18 protein-coding genes and 1 pseudogene are annotated in these 16,395 nt (G+C 41.4%); 14 read left to right on the top strand and 5 right to left on the bottom strand.

All coding sequences use genetic code 11. The features are described 5' to 3' along the window. The first annotated feature begins 128 nt into the window (after positions 1–128). The 5 genes and pseudogenes from HC733_RS17450 (at position 129) to HC733_RS17430 (ending at position 4,145) form a co-directional block, all read left to right on the top strand. Positions 129–794: a hypothetical protein gene (locus HC733_RS17450; RefSeq protein ID WP_190366287.1), complete on the top strand. Its 666-nt coding sequence runs from the start codon at positions 129–131 to the stop codon at positions 792–794. Between the two features lie 96 nt (positions 795–890). Then, positions 891–1,040 carry a transposase gene (locus tag HC733_RS17445; RefSeq protein ID WP_190366286.1) on the top strand — a complete coding sequence of 50 codons (150 nt, stop codon included), beginning with the start codon at positions 891–893 and terminating at the stop codon, positions 1,038–1,040. Then, positions 1,021–1,398: pseudogene (locus HC733_RS17440) on the top strand (transposase); the annotation flags it as partial. The gene HC733_RS17445 and the pseudogene HC733_RS17440, both read left to right, overlap by 20 nt. Positions 1,399–2,130: 732 nt before the next feature. Next, positions 2,131–2,601 carry a hypothetical protein gene (locus HC733_RS17435; RefSeq protein WP_190366285.1) on the top strand — a complete coding sequence of 157 codons (471 nt, stop codon included), beginning with the start codon at positions 2,131–2,133 and terminating at the stop codon, positions 2,599–2,601. A 398-nt stretch (positions 2,602–2,999) separates the two neighbouring features. Then, complete coding sequence (locus HC733_RS17430; RefSeq protein ID WP_190366284.1) at positions 3,000–4,145, top strand: exo-beta-N-acetylmuramidase NamZ family protein; 1,146 nt, start codon at positions 3,000–3,002, stop codon at positions 4,143–4,145. Here HC733_RS17430 and HC733_RS17425 read toward each other — a convergent pair. Further along, positions 4,142–4,990 carry a MurR/RpiR family transcriptional regulator gene (locus tag HC733_RS17425; protein WP_190366283.1) on the bottom strand — a complete coding sequence of 283 codons (849 nt, stop codon included), beginning with the start codon at positions 4,988–4,990 and terminating at the stop codon, positions 4,142–4,144. The two genes, HC733_RS17430 and HC733_RS17425, sit on opposite strands and share 4 nt — an antisense overlap. Positions 4,991–5,216: 226 nt before the next feature. Here HC733_RS17425 and HC733_RS17420 point away from each other — a divergent pair, with 226 nt between their 5' ends. Further along, positions 5,217–6,593, top strand: a complete 1,377-nt coding sequence (locus HC733_RS17420) for a Na+/H+ antiporter NhaC family protein (protein ID WP_190366282.1) — start codon at positions 5,217–5,219, stop codon at positions 6,591–6,593. Here the strand turns inward: HC733_RS17420 and HC733_RS17415 are convergent. The 3 genes from HC733_RS17415 to HC733_RS17405 are packed head-to-tail and all read right to left on the bottom strand — an operon-like array spanning position 6,590 to position 8,401. Further along, positions 6,590–7,180 carry a hypothetical protein gene (locus HC733_RS17415; RefSeq protein ID WP_190366281.1) on the bottom strand — a complete coding sequence of 197 codons (591 nt, stop codon included), beginning with the start codon at positions 7,178–7,180 and terminating at the stop codon, positions 6,590–6,592. The genes HC733_RS17420 and HC733_RS17415 overlap by 4 nt on opposite strands. Then, a complete protein-coding gene (locus tag HC733_RS17410; RefSeq protein WP_190366280.1) occupies positions 7,170–7,730 on the bottom strand; it encodes a sigma-70 family RNA polymerase sigma factor in 561 nt (186 codons plus the stop codon). Before HC733_RS17410 ends, HC733_RS17415 begins: the two co-directional genes overlap by 11 nt. A 38-nt stretch (positions 7,731–7,768) precedes the next feature. Further along, positions 7,769–8,401 carry an energy transducer TonB gene (locus HC733_RS17405; RefSeq protein ID WP_190366279.1) on the bottom strand — a complete coding sequence of 211 codons (633 nt, stop codon included), beginning with the start codon at positions 8,399–8,401 and terminating at the stop codon, positions 7,769–7,771. A gap of 126 nt (positions 8,402–8,527) precedes the next feature. On the opposite strand from HC733_RS17405, the gene HC733_RS17400 reads away from it, so the two are divergent. The 7 genes from HC733_RS17400 to csrA all read left to right on the top strand — a co-directional run bounded on the left by HC733_RS17400 (position 8,528) and on the right by csrA (position 15,244). Further along, positions 8,528–9,034, top strand: a complete 507-nt coding sequence (locus HC733_RS17400; RefSeq protein ID WP_190366278.1) for a DUF3087 domain-containing protein — start codon at positions 8,528–8,530, stop codon at positions 9,032–9,034. A gap of 120 nt (positions 9,035–9,154) precedes the next feature. Continuing rightward, a complete protein-coding gene (locus HC733_RS17395; RefSeq protein WP_190366277.1) occupies positions 9,155–9,781 on the top strand; it encodes a GTP cyclohydrolase II RibA in 627 nt (208 codons plus the stop codon). A gap of 94 nt (positions 9,782–9,875) precedes the next feature. After that, the gene (locus HC733_RS17390) at positions 9,876–10,673 is read left to right on the top strand and encodes a BPSS1780 family membrane protein (protein ID WP_190366276.1); all 798 of its coding nucleotides are present in this window, start codon (positions 9,876–9,878) and stop codon (positions 10,671–10,673) included. After that, a complete protein-coding gene (locus tag HC733_RS17385; protein WP_190366275.1) occupies positions 10,673–11,137 on the top strand; it encodes a regulatory protein RecX in 465 nt (154 codons plus the stop codon). The genes HC733_RS17390 and HC733_RS17385 overlap by 1 nt, the downstream gene beginning before the upstream one ends. A gap of 4 nt (positions 11,138–11,141) precedes the next feature. After that, positions 11,142–13,745: an alanine--tRNA ligase gene (gene alaS, locus HC733_RS17380; protein WP_190366274.1), complete on the top strand. Its 2,604-nt coding sequence runs from the start codon at positions 11,142–11,144 to the stop codon at positions 13,743–13,745. 3 nt (positions 13,746–13,748) lie between these two features. Next, positions 13,749–14,951 carry an aspartate kinase gene (locus HC733_RS17375; protein ID WP_190366273.1) on the top strand — a complete coding sequence of 401 codons (1,203 nt, stop codon included), beginning with the start codon at positions 13,749–13,751 and terminating at the stop codon, positions 14,949–14,951. A gap of 101 nt (positions 14,952–15,052) precedes the next feature. Further along, positions 15,053–15,244 carry a carbon storage regulator CsrA gene (gene csrA / locus HC733_RS17370; protein WP_070991803.1) on the top strand — a complete coding sequence of 64 codons (192 nt, stop codon included), beginning with the start codon at positions 15,053–15,055 and terminating at the stop codon, positions 15,242–15,244. Between the two features lie 38 nt (positions 15,245–15,282). Here the strand turns inward: csrA and HC733_RS17365 are convergent, their stop codons facing one another. Continuing rightward, a complete protein-coding gene (locus tag HC733_RS17365; RefSeq protein WP_190366272.1) occupies positions 15,283–15,747 on the bottom strand; it encodes a YcxB family protein in 465 nt (154 codons plus the stop codon). A 408-nt stretch (positions 15,748–16,155) separates the two neighbouring features. Here HC733_RS17365 and HC733_RS17360 point away from each other — a divergent pair, with 408 nt between their 5' ends. After that, complete coding sequence (locus HC733_RS17360) at positions 16,156–16,392, top strand: OadG family protein (RefSeq protein ID WP_190366271.1); 237 nt, start codon at positions 16,156–16,158, stop codon at positions 16,390–16,392. The last annotated feature ends 3 nt before the right edge of the window (positions 16,393–16,395 follow it).

Here is a 16,395-nt window from a genome sequence, read left to right as displayed (position 1 = left end):
TCTCCATTTTGCAAGGTTTTGAGGGGTGAGAAAACAAACGTTGCAAAATGAGGATAGTAAGATCGTTTAGATCATCAAGAAGATCAATGCATTAAGTGATTTTCAGTGTCGACTAAATAGAGGAAGTTGTGATAAAAATAATCTTATTACCCATATATTTGATATTAGCGACTTTATCTATTTGTTCTATTGCCATGAGTGAAGTGTCTTGTATGAACTATTATGAAGATCAAGACTACAAAACTAGGGGCTTTACAGGAGATATAAAGGCTAGTAGTTGCCACTACGTCTCTGGTATTGAAATTCTGGATATTGAGTCATTTATTTTCCCTTCATTTGTCGAGAACTCTGAACTTGAAAAAATCTCGGAGGAAGTTTTTGCCTTGAAAGTAAAGGGGAAAACTTACGAAGAGGTTAATCTTATTATAAGCAATAAATATGGCTTTTATTTACCAGACGTAGTTGGTTTGGATTTACTTTTAAGTGTTATCTACAACTACGTAAAACCAAATGCTTCTTCAAATTTGGAATGCAAAACTATACATAAATGTTCATTACTGAAACAAAAATCGAACAGCGGTGGTTTCAGCTATATAGCCATCAGTGAAGTGGGAAGGGCGACTGCAAAAGACGTTCTCGTTGAGCAGGCACTTAATATTAACCAGAGTAAAAAGTATTACAGAGTTACTTATTTTGATAGCACTAAACCTGTTTATTTAGAAAACGTAGAATTTATATGTAAAAGGAAAGAGCCATGGTGGGTAGCTCATGAAATTTGGTTAGAGAGCCTTTAGTCTAAATACAGAAACAAGCTTGTACTGTAGTGGCACAATAAATTTGGCCACCTAATTAGAGCTGATAGAATCACCATAACTGATTAGGTGCAAATTATGACAAAAAGAACTCGTCCAACTTATTCTCCTGAATTTAGACTCGAAGTCGCTCAACAAGTCGTCGATGAACAACGCTCTGTTCGAGACGTTGCTGATGCTATGGGGCTAGGTAAATCCAATGTCGATAAGTGGGCACATCAGTATTAAAATACGCTGTGCACAAGCCACAAAGGGTAAGCAGCCAAAACAACTTGCACGCTTTGCTGGTAGTCCCAGAAAACACATGCCCAAAGGTCTGCCATTTGAACTTAAAAGCTATCTGGAATTAGTTGAACTGACAGGCAAATGTATTCGAACTGACAAAAGAGGCTACATCGACAGCAATCAAGCCCCCATTCTTGAGCGATTGAATATCAAGGCAGACAACTGGCTAAAACTCACTACTCAGTTTGAAAAGGCTTTTCATGGTGCGGTAGGCAAAGAGCATGCACTGGATTTGTATTGCGAGCGACAACGACATAAGCGAAGACCCAGCATTTCAAATTGCACAACGTTATTAAGCTGACAAAAACCTGATTTCACTAATTTACCTTTATGCTTTCGAAATGGCAGGGATATGTGCGTTTAAAGGATGAGAAATTGAGTAAAAAGCGGGCAATTTCAGCAATCACTTACCCATATTAGGCATGACTTTGATAATATCTAGCGACAAAGTTAGTTGTTTTGTCATTGAGCGCTTGTTGAAGGTTCTTTTTAAAGTGGCTGTCCGCTAAGTTGCTTTGGAGAGAAATTGGATAAATATGTCATTTTGGAAGATGAAGTTATATTCTATTTGGGAGATAGTATCGCTATTTACAAAAAAAGAAGGATGGATGGTTGTTAGTAGTCGTTGATTACTGACACTAAACAGGGCTTAAATTAAGAACCATTAGGGTCAGAGTCATTGATTTGATGGCTTTAGCCGCCGAGTTAGGCAATCAGATAGTAGTGGTGAGTTACAGTTGCATGTTGATACAAGGTTCTTCATCATAGTGCTACGGCTCAATACTAGACTAGGTCACTATGCGTTTTCTCTTGATTTTTTCACATTTATTCATGTATTTTCAGCCGCAGCACTACAAGTCGGCGCAGAGCGCTAAGATCAGTACCTCCCTTTATTAAAAACCCAACGTGTTGCTTTGGTAGTTAATCAAACCGCGCAAAAAATCAATAGGGTCAGAAAAAATCAATAGGGTCAGAGCATTGATTTCCACTCCGGTAAAATTCAAAACAAATTCGAGTATTTAGGAAAGTAATTGTGATGATTAATTCTATTATGCCTAATATGGGTGTTGGTGATATTTACCTTAGAAGAACTTTAAGTGAGTATAGTAAGCTACTCGCGGAAAAAAAATCACAGAATCTTCTCGAAGTGAAGGATTTAGATGATGGCACGCAAATTTATCATTTGATTGATATGTATTTGGAACTTTTCGTAGATAAGCGAAATGGGAAAATTTGTAAGATTGCTATGTTAAAGGGCTTTGAAGGGTCGTTTGAAGAAAAAATTTATGTTGGCATGACAATTCCTGAAGCATGTAAAAATGATTCTCGGCTGTATTTTAAAGAGTCAGAGTCATTAATGTTTTTTGAAGGGGTCAAAGGGATTTGTGTTGAGCTAGGGGTGGATGACCCATGGCCCGAAGAATTAAAGAACCTGTATGTTGATTCTATAGCTATATTTGCTGAAGAGGCATTTACATTCGAAGGGACTAAAGGTAATTGGTAATAATTTAGGAATCAAAGGGGTCAGAGTCATTGATTTCAAACTATTCTGACTTTCCCTGATTGGCTTGGGAACAACCTAAGCCAAGCAAACGAAGACCAGCGAGAGCTGGTTTTCTTGTATCTGGCGTTTGGCTTTCCTTGTTCAACTAACGTGGATATGAGCCTTGCCAAGGCTGGGTCTAAGTTCTTTTGTTGTTTCTATCCAAAGTATTTTGCATTGATGTGAGTCTAAACACATATAGCACTACTGAGTAAAAAGAAATATTTCGGTAAGGTGAGTAAGTTTTTTGGGACTACTTCTTCCTAACAAGAACTTGTATAGTTTTAATGTAAATAGCAGACTTGAGCGAGTTTGCCTGGCTAGCCATAATTGTAAAAACAAACTTATTTAGTGTAGATATGCATTTTCCTGTAATTATATTATTCATTTTATGTTCTTTCCAAGCAGCGGCACTACAAGTCGGCGCAGAGCGCTACGAACAGTACCTCCCTTTATTAAAGAACCAGCGTGTTGCTTTGGTCGTTAATCAAACCGCACAAACTCAAGATGGCCATTTACTTGACAGCCTTTTGGCTCGGGGAGTGAATGTACGTAAAGTATTTGCACCTGAGCATGGCTTTAGAGGTGACCATGATGCAGGGGCGAAAGTTGACTCTAGCAAAGACAGCAAAACTGGGCTGCCAATAGTGTCTTTGTACGGCAAAAACAAAAAACCAACGGCTGAAGCGCTTGAAGATATTGATATTATTATTTTTGATATCCAAGATGTGGGCGTACGTTTCTACACTTATATCAGCACCATGCACTATGTAATGGAGGCAGCGGCTGAAAACGAAAAGCAACTTATTGTATTAGATAGACCTAACCCCAATATTGCTTATGTTGATGGGCCAACACTTGAAGTGGAATTTCGCTCTTTTGTGGGCATGCATCCTATACCTGTTTTGCATGGCATGACAGTGGGGGAGCTGGCAAGAATGATCAGCGCAGAAGGTTGGTTAAATACCAATAAAGCATTGAATTTAAAAGTTGTCTCTGTGGCTGACTATAACGGTAAAGTCCGTTATGAATTGCCGATAAAACCAAGTCCAAATCTACCCAATGCTCAGGCAATTTCCTTGTATCCCTCACTGTGCTTTTTTGAAGCAACGCCCGTATCGGTTGGTCGTGGTACTTCTGTGCCGTTTCAGGTTTATGGTCACGATAAAGTTAAATTGGGGGAGTTTAGTTTTGTGCCTCACCCGATTGCTGGCGCCGCTAGTAACCCTAAGCTCAATGGCAAGGTGGCTTATGGTAAGAATTTAGCTGAGGTTGACACTGAAGGGTTAGATCTGACATGGTTTATCGATGCTTATCATGCATTTGCACGTAAAGACGAAGCCTTTTTTACACATCCTAAGTTTATGGATAAGTTAGCAGGAACCGATAAATTAAGACTTGCTATCGAAAGTGGTCAATCATTAGCGCAGATAAAGAAAAGTTGGCAGGCTGATTTGGCTAAATTTAAGCGCCGTCGTCAGCCGTATCTACTCTATGCTCGCTAAGAATGGCGAATGTCATACATGTGCTCATTTGCGCGTTCTGCGCGCTTTTGCCAACGTAGGTTTGACTGCGTTAGGCCAGTAAATAGCACATCAATCAGGTAGCTTTGTGAAATACGAGTCAAAATAGACGCATGTTTAATCGGCTCATCGCCAATCACATTGAATAATTGTATACACGACATTTCATTTAATGGATTGCTACCATAACGTGATAGCGAGAGTACCGTACAGCCGTTGTTTTTGGCTTGTCGTGTCACTCTTAACACCGCTTTACTTTGCCCTGAATCACTAATAGCAATGAGTAAGTCATCTTTACCCATTGTGGCCATATAACTTGCCGCTGATAGTTCATCGGTTTGCGCGATAGCTGGTAGTCCAAGTTTTTGCAGCTTAAGTGCGAAGTCCTGTGCCACAGGAAAGCTACCACCTACAGCACATAGCAAAATTTTCTTCGCAGATTTGATAGTGACAATGGCTTTTTCAAACTGCATGGGATCGTTAAGCTTATGAGTTTCATGCAGGATATTTTGCTGATTTGATAGCAATTTTTTGGCAATTAAATCAATTGAGTCTGAGTGCGAAATTTGCGTATCAATTGACTCAGGTTGCAGTGTTTGCAGGTTTAGATCATCAATAACAGCAAGTTTAAAGGCAGGAAAGCCTTTATAACCCAGTTTTTGAGCAAATTTAACGACGCTCGATTGACTTACACCAGCTTGTCTTGCCAACTCAACTGATGACAAAAAGCGGATTTTTGAACCCGAATTTAGTGTGAAATCAGCCAACTTCGCTTCGCTGCTAGAAAGGCTGGGCTTGAGCGCTTTTATTTTTACAAATGTCGACATTTCGATACTTCATGGTTACTTGGTTGTATTGATTATAGGTTCAAATGATTAGCAGTGATAGTCAGCGCTTCAATTATTGTGTTTTTTTCATATTGAAGAGCTTTAATAGGTACAAATGTTGCCAAAGTGATTATAAAGGTGCTAGAGGGCTTGTTTTTGGTGCGGAACGCTTTAAGCTACTAAACCTTAATAATTATAACTAACCGTCTCTACTGTAAGGGAAAGTATGACTTGGTATTCAATATTACCGCCACTGATTGCGATTTTAGTGGTGTTTTGGCGCAAAGAAGTCATTTTGGCATTGCTATTGGCGCTGATTTCGTCTGAATTTTTGTTGCTTATGCAACATAGTTCTAGTCAACTTTTGATGACACCCGTAAACAGTATTGAACGTATCATAGATGTTGTAACCTCTGCAGGTAACAGTCGAATCCTCATTTTTAGCTTGGTTATTGGTGCGCTACTGGCTTATATCAGGGAGTCAGGTGGCGTTGCTGCGACTGTGAATATGCTGATGAATAAGGGCGTTGCCAAAAGTAAAAGGCAAGTGGGGTTGCTCACAATGTTTACTGGGATTGCGGTGTTTATTGAGTCAAATATGAGCGTGTTAACATCTGGCATTGTCTCTCGTGGGCTGTTCGATAAGTTTAAAATGAGTCGAGCGCGTTTAGCCTACATTATTGATAGTACCAGTGCGCCTGTTTGCATTCTTATTTTACTTAACGGGTGGGGGGCGTATGTGCTTGGCTTATTAAGTAACTATGAGTTAGAGCAATCGGCCGTCAGCATATTGTGGGGAAGTGTTGCTTTTAACTTTTACGCAATAATTGCGCTTTTAATTGTGTTGTACACCATCGTCTTTGATAAAGTGCATGGCCCCATGAAAGTGGCTGAAGAGCAATTGCAAAAACAACAAGTTGAGCTTGATGTTGGCCCTAAAGCGACTAAAGCCCGTTTTATGCTAGTACCTTTGCTGATATTAGTGGGTTCTATGGTTGGCTTTATGTTTTGGACGGGCAACGGTGTACTGGCCGATGGCAGCGGTTCAAAATCCGTGCTCTACGCAACTGTGCTAGCTACGGCGCTGGCGTATATTTTGTTGTTATCCGCTAAGCGATTCACTCACCAGCAGCTTGTTGATGTGGGTTTTAAAGGCATGGGGGAGCTGCTTCCTTTAGTAACGATTGTATTATTATCTTTAACGCTTGGCGCTAGTTTGAAAGATCTCGGAACAGGCGTGTTTGTGGCATCCTTGGTAGGGGATTACTTACCGATTTACTTCATTGTGCCTGTGCTATTTTTGGCAGGTGCCGTGATGTCTTTTACCACGGGCACTTCATGGGGCACTTTTGCGATTTTGATCCCCATCGGTGTACCGCTTATTCAAGCGTTAGGTCTGCCGCCAGCGTTAGTGATGGGCGCGATACTCAGTGGGGGGATTTTTGGCGATCATTGCTCGCCAATTTCAGATACCAGTGCGGTTTCTGCACTGGCATCTGGTTGTGATTTACTGACCCATGTTAAAACTCAGCTACCCTATGCTTTAGTTGGTGGTGCTCTATCTTTGATATGCTTCTTTGTTGCAAGTGTAATCATGATTTAGCCACAGTGTTGTACTTTGCCAACATCTAGGGCAGCTAAACTCACTAGTTGCCCTTTCGGGTTTTTCGTAAATGCTATCATGGTACCGATTTTATTTTCTTCAAAAGCATTTTGTTTAGTTAATTGCGCTACCAACTGTGCACTCACCTCAAGTAATGTTTGTTGCTGACAATCAGCAATAAACCATTTATTCGCTTGCTTTTCAATCAATTGGCCTCGGCCACTATAGCGTTGTTTTGCTGCGTGGGTATCTTGCTTTAGGGTTTCATCCAAGTGTTGCTTAGCTGTTACGCGAGACAAACTATATTGGCCATTTTCTAAGGTGTGAACTTCAACCTGTTGGTAGTCGTCTAGATTCAACGTATACAAAGGTTGAGTCGTTTTATGGTACTCGCTATACAATAAATGCGCTAAAAATACCGCGCCGATACTGGCGCACAGCCACTGCATAGTGGCCCAAGGTGATTTTTTTTGCGGCTTTTTACATATGCTTTTAAACTGGTTGAGCTGCTTGTTTGAAAGCTTGTTTTGCCTTTTTTGAGCATCGAATTCTTGCTTCAAAAGTTTGTCTAGTTGCTCATCGTTCATGGTTCTCTCCAAGTACTTGTTTGAGCTGTTGTCTTGCGTAGCGCAAGCGCGTCTTAATGGTTTCGGTATTACTTTGAGTGATCTGAGCAATCTCTTTGAGTGAGAAATCTTCCAGTTGCAAAGACAATGCTTCTTTTTGTAAAAAAGGCAGTTGCTCAATTGCGGCACTTAAATTAGTTGTCGGCTCGGATACAGCTTGGGTGGATACAGCTTGGGTGTCTACTAAGGTATGTTCATCTAATGCACAGCCTTGGCGTTGTCTTCTTATTTCGTCAAAGAGCGCGTTACGGGCAATTTTAAATAGCCAAGCTTTGGGAGAGTGTGAGGCTTCATATAGATGTTTTTTCTCCATGGTAGTCAACCAAGTTTTTTGACATATATCATGTGCTAATGCGTCATTCGAATGACTGCGCAAAAAGTGATAAAGGTCTTGACTGTACTGCTCTATTAGCAGCTCTAAATATCTATTGTTGCCACTTTGTTTATAGGCGAGGAGCGCATCATCAGGGGGCGCTTGGTCAGTAAACCAAGACTTCAAAGCTATTAGCATAGGCACTCTCTTAGGGGGCAAATGCCCCTCAATTATTACTACTGAGCCAAGTTAAACTCTAACACAACATTTTGATTGGTTTGCAAAACAGCTTGGCCATTTTCTATTTTTGGACGATATTTCCAGCGTTTTAATGCAGTAATAGCTGCTCGCTCAAAGACGCGTTTTGGTTCTGCATCAAGCACATTCACGTCAATTACCTCGCCGCTTGGTGAGATTGAAAAGGCCAGTTTTACCCAACCCTGAATACCGTCTCTTGCTGCGCTAACGGGGTACTTGGGTTCTGCTCTGACTATGGGAGTTGCCCCTCCTTCAGTTGCCATCATGGTTGGTGGCGATAACGTCATCGTTGGTACTGGCACTAGCGGCGTAAAAGGCATGGCAGTCGACACTTCACTTGTTGGGGGCGTATTATTCACCACTTTAGTTGGCGGTGGCTGCATTTTTGGTGGCTCTGGCAGTTTTGGTTTTTCTTCCGTTGGCGTATCCTTTTTCACTTGGCCAAGTTCAATATCGATGATTGGTTTTGGTTCAGGGATGCGGATTTCATCCTGCGATACCAGTTGTTGCATAAAAATAAACGCAGCAGCCGTCATAGCCGTGCCACCAAATATCGCGGCAAATAGCTTTTTGTAATTGAACGCGTAATTTTGAGTTGCTAATACATACATGGCGTGATCCTTTTTGTGGTTTTTCCTATACAACGCTGCAGGTTCGAAAAAGGGGTGAGTATTTTTTAAAATTCTTTTCTGATTAAGAAAGCGCTACAATAGAGCCCCAATTTGCACGAGGTTATTATGCAGTTACAAAAAATTGATAAAGCGCGCTATCGCAATCATCTTAATAAAGTCATCGTGGCGTGTGTAGCCTCTTTAACCATTGGCAGTTTGGGGATTTCTCAAGCATTAATTGCTTTGTTTCCAGATACTGATGGCAGTCACTTTCATTGGAACCTATTGGGAGTGGTAGTCAGTGTTGTAACTATTGGACTTGTTTTAAAAAAATACCGTAGCCATCCTTTTATGTATGAAGTCAACTATGTTTGGGAGCTAAAGCAAGCACTTAACAAAGTGACTCGTAAAATGCCTAAGTTAAAAAAGGCTGCGCAACAAGGTGATATCGAAGCGATGCTCGCGATGCAATTTAGCTATAGTGGCTCAAAACAGCTTTGGGAGCTGGATGACAACACCATTACATTAGACGACTTAAGCATTTGGCAGGCACAGCTAGATACCTTAGCGACTCAATATCAAGTACAACTAGATTTAGCTCAGTATAATGAGTCTACACTTAAAAAGTTCTAAAGCTTACTTTCCGAGTGTTGTAGTACAGCACTTGTTTTTTTAATTTTAAATACCATATCTATATTATCATGTGAGAAATGTGATAATGTAACATTTATTTAGTTTAAGGTCTGAGAAGTCGTGGCAGAAGTAAGAGCGAGAGTTCAGTTAAACGTAGGTCAGCATAGCCATATTCCTGCGGAAATAGTGTCTTTTAGTGGTCTAAAAGATGGTCACGAACATGTGGCGCTTATTTTTAATCAAGCAGATACGGAGCAAACTACACCGCTTATCAGAATGCACTCTGAGTGTTTAACTGGTGATGTATTTCACTCTTCTCGATGTGATTGTGGTGAGCAGCTCAATGAATGTATCGAAAGCATGCACAAACAAGGTGGTGTACTTCTATATTTGCGTCAAGAAGGACGCGGTATCGGCTTGTACAACAAAATAGATGCCTACGTTTTGCAGTCTCAAGGTATGAATACCTATGAAGCAAATAATCATCTTGGCTTTGCAGATGACCTAAGAGATTTTTCAGACGCCGTGCTGATGCTCAAAGCGCTTGGATTAGGCCAAGTTAAATTAATGACCAACAATCCAAATAAACTCAATGCACTGCGCGATGCAGGTATTGAAGTTGAGGCGGTCATTGGTACACAAGCACATATAAAATCTGGCCATGTGGGTAATCGCAGCTACCTAGAGACTAAGGTGAAGCATGGCGCGCATATGTTAGATATTAAAAAAGTATCTAAACCTGAGTAGTCCCTTAAAAACTCAGAGTTTAAGTGCGACCTGTTGGTCGCATTTTGCGTTCTAATCGGTATAATCACAGTGTTTTTATCAATGTAGAGTTAATATGTCTGCCAAGTTTAGAGTGTTTAAAGCTGCCATGGGTGTGCAGTGGCTAAAAGCTGGATGGGAAATATTTAAAACCCAACCAATGACATTTATTGTTATGCACCTGTTTATGATTGCCGTGGCCTTGTTGCCCTTGGCAATGCCTCCATTACAATTGCTAGCAGCTTTTTCGGCGCCATTTCTAACGGCGGGCTTTTACTTGGCAGTGCTAAGTAAACAGCAAGGTAAGACAATTTCGTTAGCCAGTATTTTGGCTGCTTTTTCTGCCAAGGGGCGTCGATTACACTTGTTTCGGTTAGGCTTATATCAGCTTGGTGTGGTGATCCTGCTTACTTGGGGAGCTGGCATCTTGTTTGAAGAAGCATTAACGATTATGGAAAATGCATCGCCACAGCAATCGCCTGAACAGCTCATCAGTGCCATATTGGCAAGTATTTCGATGACAGATGTTTTGTTATTTGTGGTTGCACACTCACTGAATATGATGGCGTTCGCATATGCGTTGCCTTTGGTGTTCTTTAGAGGTGAAAAGCGCATCGTTACTGCTTTGGTGCACTCTTTACAGGTTTTCTTTGTCAACATGGCACCGCTTGGTGTTTATAGCTTATTGATCGGTATTTTAATCGCAGCCTCTATTCCTTTGAGTATGGTGCCCTTGCTGGTCATAATGCCAATTGCCTACATCAGCTTTTTCGTATCGTTCCAAGCTATTTTTATGCCGTTTGAAGTTAATCCAAATGAGCCAGAGAAAAGTTATAGCAATACTTCGAGTGACTCGGGACGTTTTGACGCCTAATGGATGAGAGCGAAAAGCAAAAACTAAAAAACTATGTACTTTGGTTATTGGGCAGACAAGAATACTCAAAAAAAGAACTGTCACAAAAGTTAAAGGCCAAGCAAGCTGACGATAACTTGATAGAAAATTTGCTTCAGTGGTGTGAATCACTTGGTTATATCGATGATAATCGGTATTGTGAGAGCTTTCTCAGAAGACAAATAAATAAAGGCCTAGGACTTAAACGAGTACTGGCCGAAGCGGGGAATAAAGGGGTTGATCGAGCCCTGTTAATGCAATTAATTGATGCACAAGAAATAGACTGGTTTGAGTTAGCGTCAGACACCTATACTCGAAAGTTTACTTCAACCCCACAAAAACTCGATTACAAAGAAAAAGCAAAGCGCGTACGTTACATGATGTACCGTGGCTTTAGCTACGAAGAAATAGATTTTGCAATGCAAGCAGCAACAATGGGTGAATAATCACATGCAGCACATGACTACCGCACAGATCAGGCAAGCGTTTTTAGACTATTTTGCCAAACAACAGCACCAAGTTGTGCCTTCAAGCTCGTTGATCCCGGGCAATGATGCCACTTTGTTATTTAACAACGCTGGTATGGTGCAATTTAAAGATGTTTTCTTAGGCGCGGAAAGCCGCCCTTATAACAGAGCAACCAGTTCACAACGTTGTGTGCGTGCCGGTGGTAAGCATAATGATTTAGAAAACGTAGGTTACACGGCCCGTCACCATACATTTTTTGAAATGCTGGGTAACTTTAGTTTTGGTGATTATTTCAAACAAGACGCCATCAAGTTTGCTTGGCAGTTTTTAACTGACGTTCTGCAGCTACCAAAAGAAAAATTATTGGTAACGGTTTACCACACCGATGATGAAGCCTTTAACATTTGGCACAAAGAAGTGGGGATGCCTGAAGATCGCATTATACGTATCGATACTGCTGATAACTTCTGGTCAATGGGTGATACCGGTCCATGTGGTCCGTGTTCAGAAATTTTCTACGATCACGGCGAACATATTTGGGGCGGTCCTCCAGGCACACCTGAAGAAGACGGTGATCGCTTTATTGAAATTTGGAACCTGGTATTCATGCAGTACAACCGTCATGCCGATGGCACGATGGAACCGCTACCAAAGCAATCTGTTGATACAGGTATGGGTCTTGAACGTATCTCTGCAATTATGCAAGGTGTTCACTCAAACTATGAAATTGATTTATTCCAAGGCTTAATCAAAGCTGCTGCAGAAGTAACGAATGCACAAGACCTAGAAGACAAGTCTTTACGCGTTGTTGCTGATCACATTCGTTCATGTGCATTCTTGGTTTCTGATGGTGTGATGCCCTCTAATGAAGGCCGTGGTTATGTGCTGCGTCGTATTATTCGTCGCGCAGTGCGTCATGGTAACAAACTTGGTGCAAAGGGCGCATTCTTCTATAAATTAGTGGCTGCACTGATTGAGCAAATGGGTCAAGCATACCCAGAGCTTGCTAAGCAACAAGCAATCATTGAAAAAGTACTACGTATTGAAGAAGAACAATTTGGTAAAACCCTTGACCGTGGACTTGCTATCTTAGAAGAGAGTTTAGCAGGCATTGAAGGGGATGTTATCCCAGGTGAGCTGGTATTCAAATTGTACGACACTTACGGCTTCCCAGCTGATTTAACCGCTGACGTAGCGCGTGAGCGTTTCATGACCATTGATGAAAAAGGCTTCCAAGAGTGTATGGAAGTCCAACGTAAAACAGCACAGCAAGCGGGTAAGTTTGGTGCTGACTACAATGAACAACTTAAGTCTGAAAAAAGCACTGATTTTAAAGGCTATGATGCAGAGCATTACAGTGGCACAGTGGTGGAATTATTCCACGAAGGTAAAGCCGTTTCAGTATTAGAAGATGGTCAGCAAGGTATTGTTATTCTTGATAGAACGCCGTTTTATGCAGAGTCAGGCGGTCAGGTAGGCGACACGGGTACTTTGAAAGTAGCCAATGGTGAATTTGTTGTCACAGATACAACCAAGCTTGGTAACGCTTTTGCACATCATGGTACGGTTTCTGGTCGCATCAGTGTTAACGAGAAAGTCGATGCGCAAATTGATGCAGCGCGTCGTGAAAATATTAAGAAAAACCACACCGCAACACACTTAGTACACGAAGCATTACGCCAAGTTTTAGGTGATCACGTAGCTCAAAAAGGCTCGTTGGTAATGGCTGATCGCTTACGTTTTGACTTTTCTCATTTTGAGGGCGTAACTAAACAGCAACTTCGTGAAGTGGAAGCAATGGTGAACGCACAGATCCGTGCTAACTTTGCCCTTAACACTGAGCTTATGGACATTGACGCAGCCAAAGAAAAAGGGGCTATGGCACTGTTTGGTGAGAAATACGATGATGAAGTTCGCGTGGTATCAATCGGTGACTATTCAATTGAATTGTGTGGTGGTACTCACGTAAAACGCGCGGGTGACATTGGTCTATTCAAGATTGTTTCTGAAGGCGGTATCGCTGCAGGTGTGCGTCGTATTGAAGCGGTGACCGGTGCTGAAGCATTCAACTATGTTGCTGAACAAGAACAACAATTACACGAAATCGCCGCTTTGTTAAAAGGTGATATGAGTAACGTTCTTGAGAAAGTAAGTAACTTACTTGAGAAAAATAAAGGGTTAGAAAAACAGCTTACGCAACTAAACGACAAGCTGGCAAGTGCTGCAGGCGCATCGTTGCTTGAATCTGCTGTAGATGTTAATGGCGTTAAGTTACTCGTTGCTAATGTAGCGGGCACCGAATCAAAAGCGCTACGCGCTATGGTTGACGATCTTAAGAACAAGATGGGCTCGGGCGTTATTGCGCTAGGCGTTGCCGACGGCGATAAAGTAAGCCTCATCGCGGGAGTTACTAAAGATCTCGTCGGTAAAGTAAAAGCGGGTGAACTTGTTAACCATATGGCTGCGCAAGTAGGTGGTAAAGGTGGCGGTCGTCCTGATATGGCGCAGGCTGGCGGCAGTGAACCACAAAACTTAGATGCCGCTCTTGCGAGCGTTAACCAATGGGTTGCTGAGAAAACTCAGTAAATCGTGGCGTTAATTGTACAAAAATTCGGTGGTACCTCGGTAGGCTCATTAGAGCGTATCGAGGCTGTCGCCGAACTTATCATTAAGACCCAGCAACAAGGCCATCAAGTTGTGGTGGTTGTCTCTGCCATGTCTGGCGAAACCAATCGTTTATTAAATCTTGCAAAGCACATTGATGAATCTCCAAGTGCTCGAGAGCTTGATGTGTTGTTGAGCACAGGCGAGCAAGTTAGTATTGCTTTACTGGCAATGGCGATTATCAAACGAGGCCACTCTGCTGTGAGTTTACTTGCCGATCAAATCGCGATTAGAACTGACAACATGTTTGGTCGGGCAAGAGTGGAGCACATTGATACTCAGCGGCTCAAGCAAGAACTTGAACATAACCGTATTGCTATCATCGCAGGGTTTCAAGGTCGAGATAGTGAAGGTAATGTTACGACGCTTGGGCGCGGTGGCACAGATACAACTGCGGTTGAAATTGCCGGGGTATTACAGGCGGATGAATGTCAAATTTACACCGATGTAGACGGTGTTTATACCGCTGATCCAAGGGTTGTTCAAGATGCGCGAAGACTGGCGCAAGTCAGTTTTTCTGAAATGCTGGAACTTGCCAGTTTGGGTGCGAAAGTGCTGCATTTACGCTCTGTTGAAGCTGCGGGACGTTATCAAATCCCAGTGAGAGTATTATCAAGTTTTAAGCCCGATCAAGGCACTTTGATAAGCTATAAGGAAGAATGTATGTCTGACAGCCCAGTTACAGGGATAGCAGCAAGCAAAGATATTGTGTTATATCAATTCACTACCTCTGATGTATCGGTGCTGAGCCAATTTCTGTTTGCTTTGGCAAAATTGCAAATTGACGTGGATATGTTATCGCAATGGAGTCGCCAAGCAGGTATTTTAGGCTATGCTTTTACAGTGCATAGCAATGATCACCTTGCAGTTTTGGCGTTATTGCAGTCAGAGCCATTTGCACACAAGATGAATGATGTAGTATTTGAATTGGATCAGGCAAAAGTGTCGTTGGTTGGTTTGGGAATCAAGTCACATCCTGAAGTTTTGGCAAATGCATTAACCGTATTAGCGGAACAAGATATTTATCCAAAGTTAATGAGTACAGCCGAAATTAAAGCGACCATTTTGGTGCCAGAAGCACAGTTACACAGTGCGGTTAACCAGTTGCATGTAACATTTTTGCCGTAAAGTGAAGTAAAGCTTGGTTTTGTGCTTACTTTTATGGTCACTTTTCATTAAAATGGTTCTGACGCGGAATCTTTTAATTATTGGAATACAGGAGCAAGAGAATGCTAATACTAACTCGTCGAGTAGGTGAAACCCTCATGATTGGTGATGAAGTAACCGTAACTGTGCTAGGCGTAAAAGGTAATCAGGTACGCATCGGTGTGAATGCACCAAAAGATGTATCGGTGCATCGTGAAGAAATTTATATGCGTATTCAGGCTGAGAAGTCGAGCCCTTCGACCGGTAATATGTAAGCCATACACCTCATAAGATAAATATAGCCACCATGTGGCTATATTTTTGTTTGTGCCAGTATAAAGTCAAAGCTTTGCGTGCTAATTAACGCTTTAGAAATATATTGCATCCCTTGCTTAGTTTTTAACACCACACCTTTATCCGTTTTATATGCTTGCTCAATATCTTGCCATGCAAACTGGTATTGTTTGTACGGGTTTTCAGCCTTAATACCTTGCTCGTCAATCTGTAAAGTGACCAAACTTCCTGAGGCTCTTGAAAGCATTTGCCTCGTTATCCACCAAGATCTTTGGTAAATAAACGCAACGACTTCCAATGTAGCGACCAGCACTAAAAAACTGGCAACATATGGTTTTTCCAGAACAAACCAAGCAACTCCCGCCAGTAATATTAAAAATACTAATAATGGATACTTGGGTTTTGCCTTGTCACTGAACGCCACTGATTCATCAAAACACTCGGCAAAGTAGCTTTTATCTAAGGTGAATTTCTCAGTGAACATTAATAACTCCAAATGTGGCTAAACGGCGCCATTGTAGCGTATTCGCTGTGTTAAGCCACTAGTCAATTAAGTTGCCTATCAGAGTTTAAAGTAATGGGTGACGCTTAGCTTGGTATGACCAATTTTATATTAACAAAGTGGTGCTTCGTCATCATTATATAACAGAGAGTTTTGTATTATTTTTAGCTGCTATTCTGAATATTTTTCATATTTATAAACTGTATTTAGGGTTATTTGCTAAATATTTACGCTAACTATATGAAATAAATGTATTAACTGTATTTGGTAAGACCAATTTACAATGTTATTTACATGTCAATTCGTTTTGTTATGATGGTGCATAAATATTTATAAAAAATGACTAATAAATCGCTATGCGCTGAGTCAGCGTGTTGTAGGGGGAACAGCATGGATATCGTTAGTTTATTACTACAGGCAGCCAACTTGATGGTCACAGGTATGGTCGGTGTGTTTGTATTTCTATCAATTTTGATTTTTGCAGTAAAGAACTTAGCAAAACTAGCTGGACCTGAAACCTCAGGCGATACGTCAACTAAAGCTGTAAGTAAATCATCAACAGGGGTCTCCAGCGCTCATATCGCAGCGATTACTGCAGCTATTGCACAGTACAGAACAAAAAAATAATAG

It is taken from the genome of Pseudoalteromonas sp. S16_S37 (assembly GCF_014694405.1).
Lineage (GTDB): Bacteria > Pseudomonadota > Gammaproteobacteria > Enterobacterales > Alteromonadaceae > Pseudoalteromonas.
Note: the sequence above shows the minus strand (reverse complement) of the source record. Positions and strands in the feature narration are given on the sequence as shown.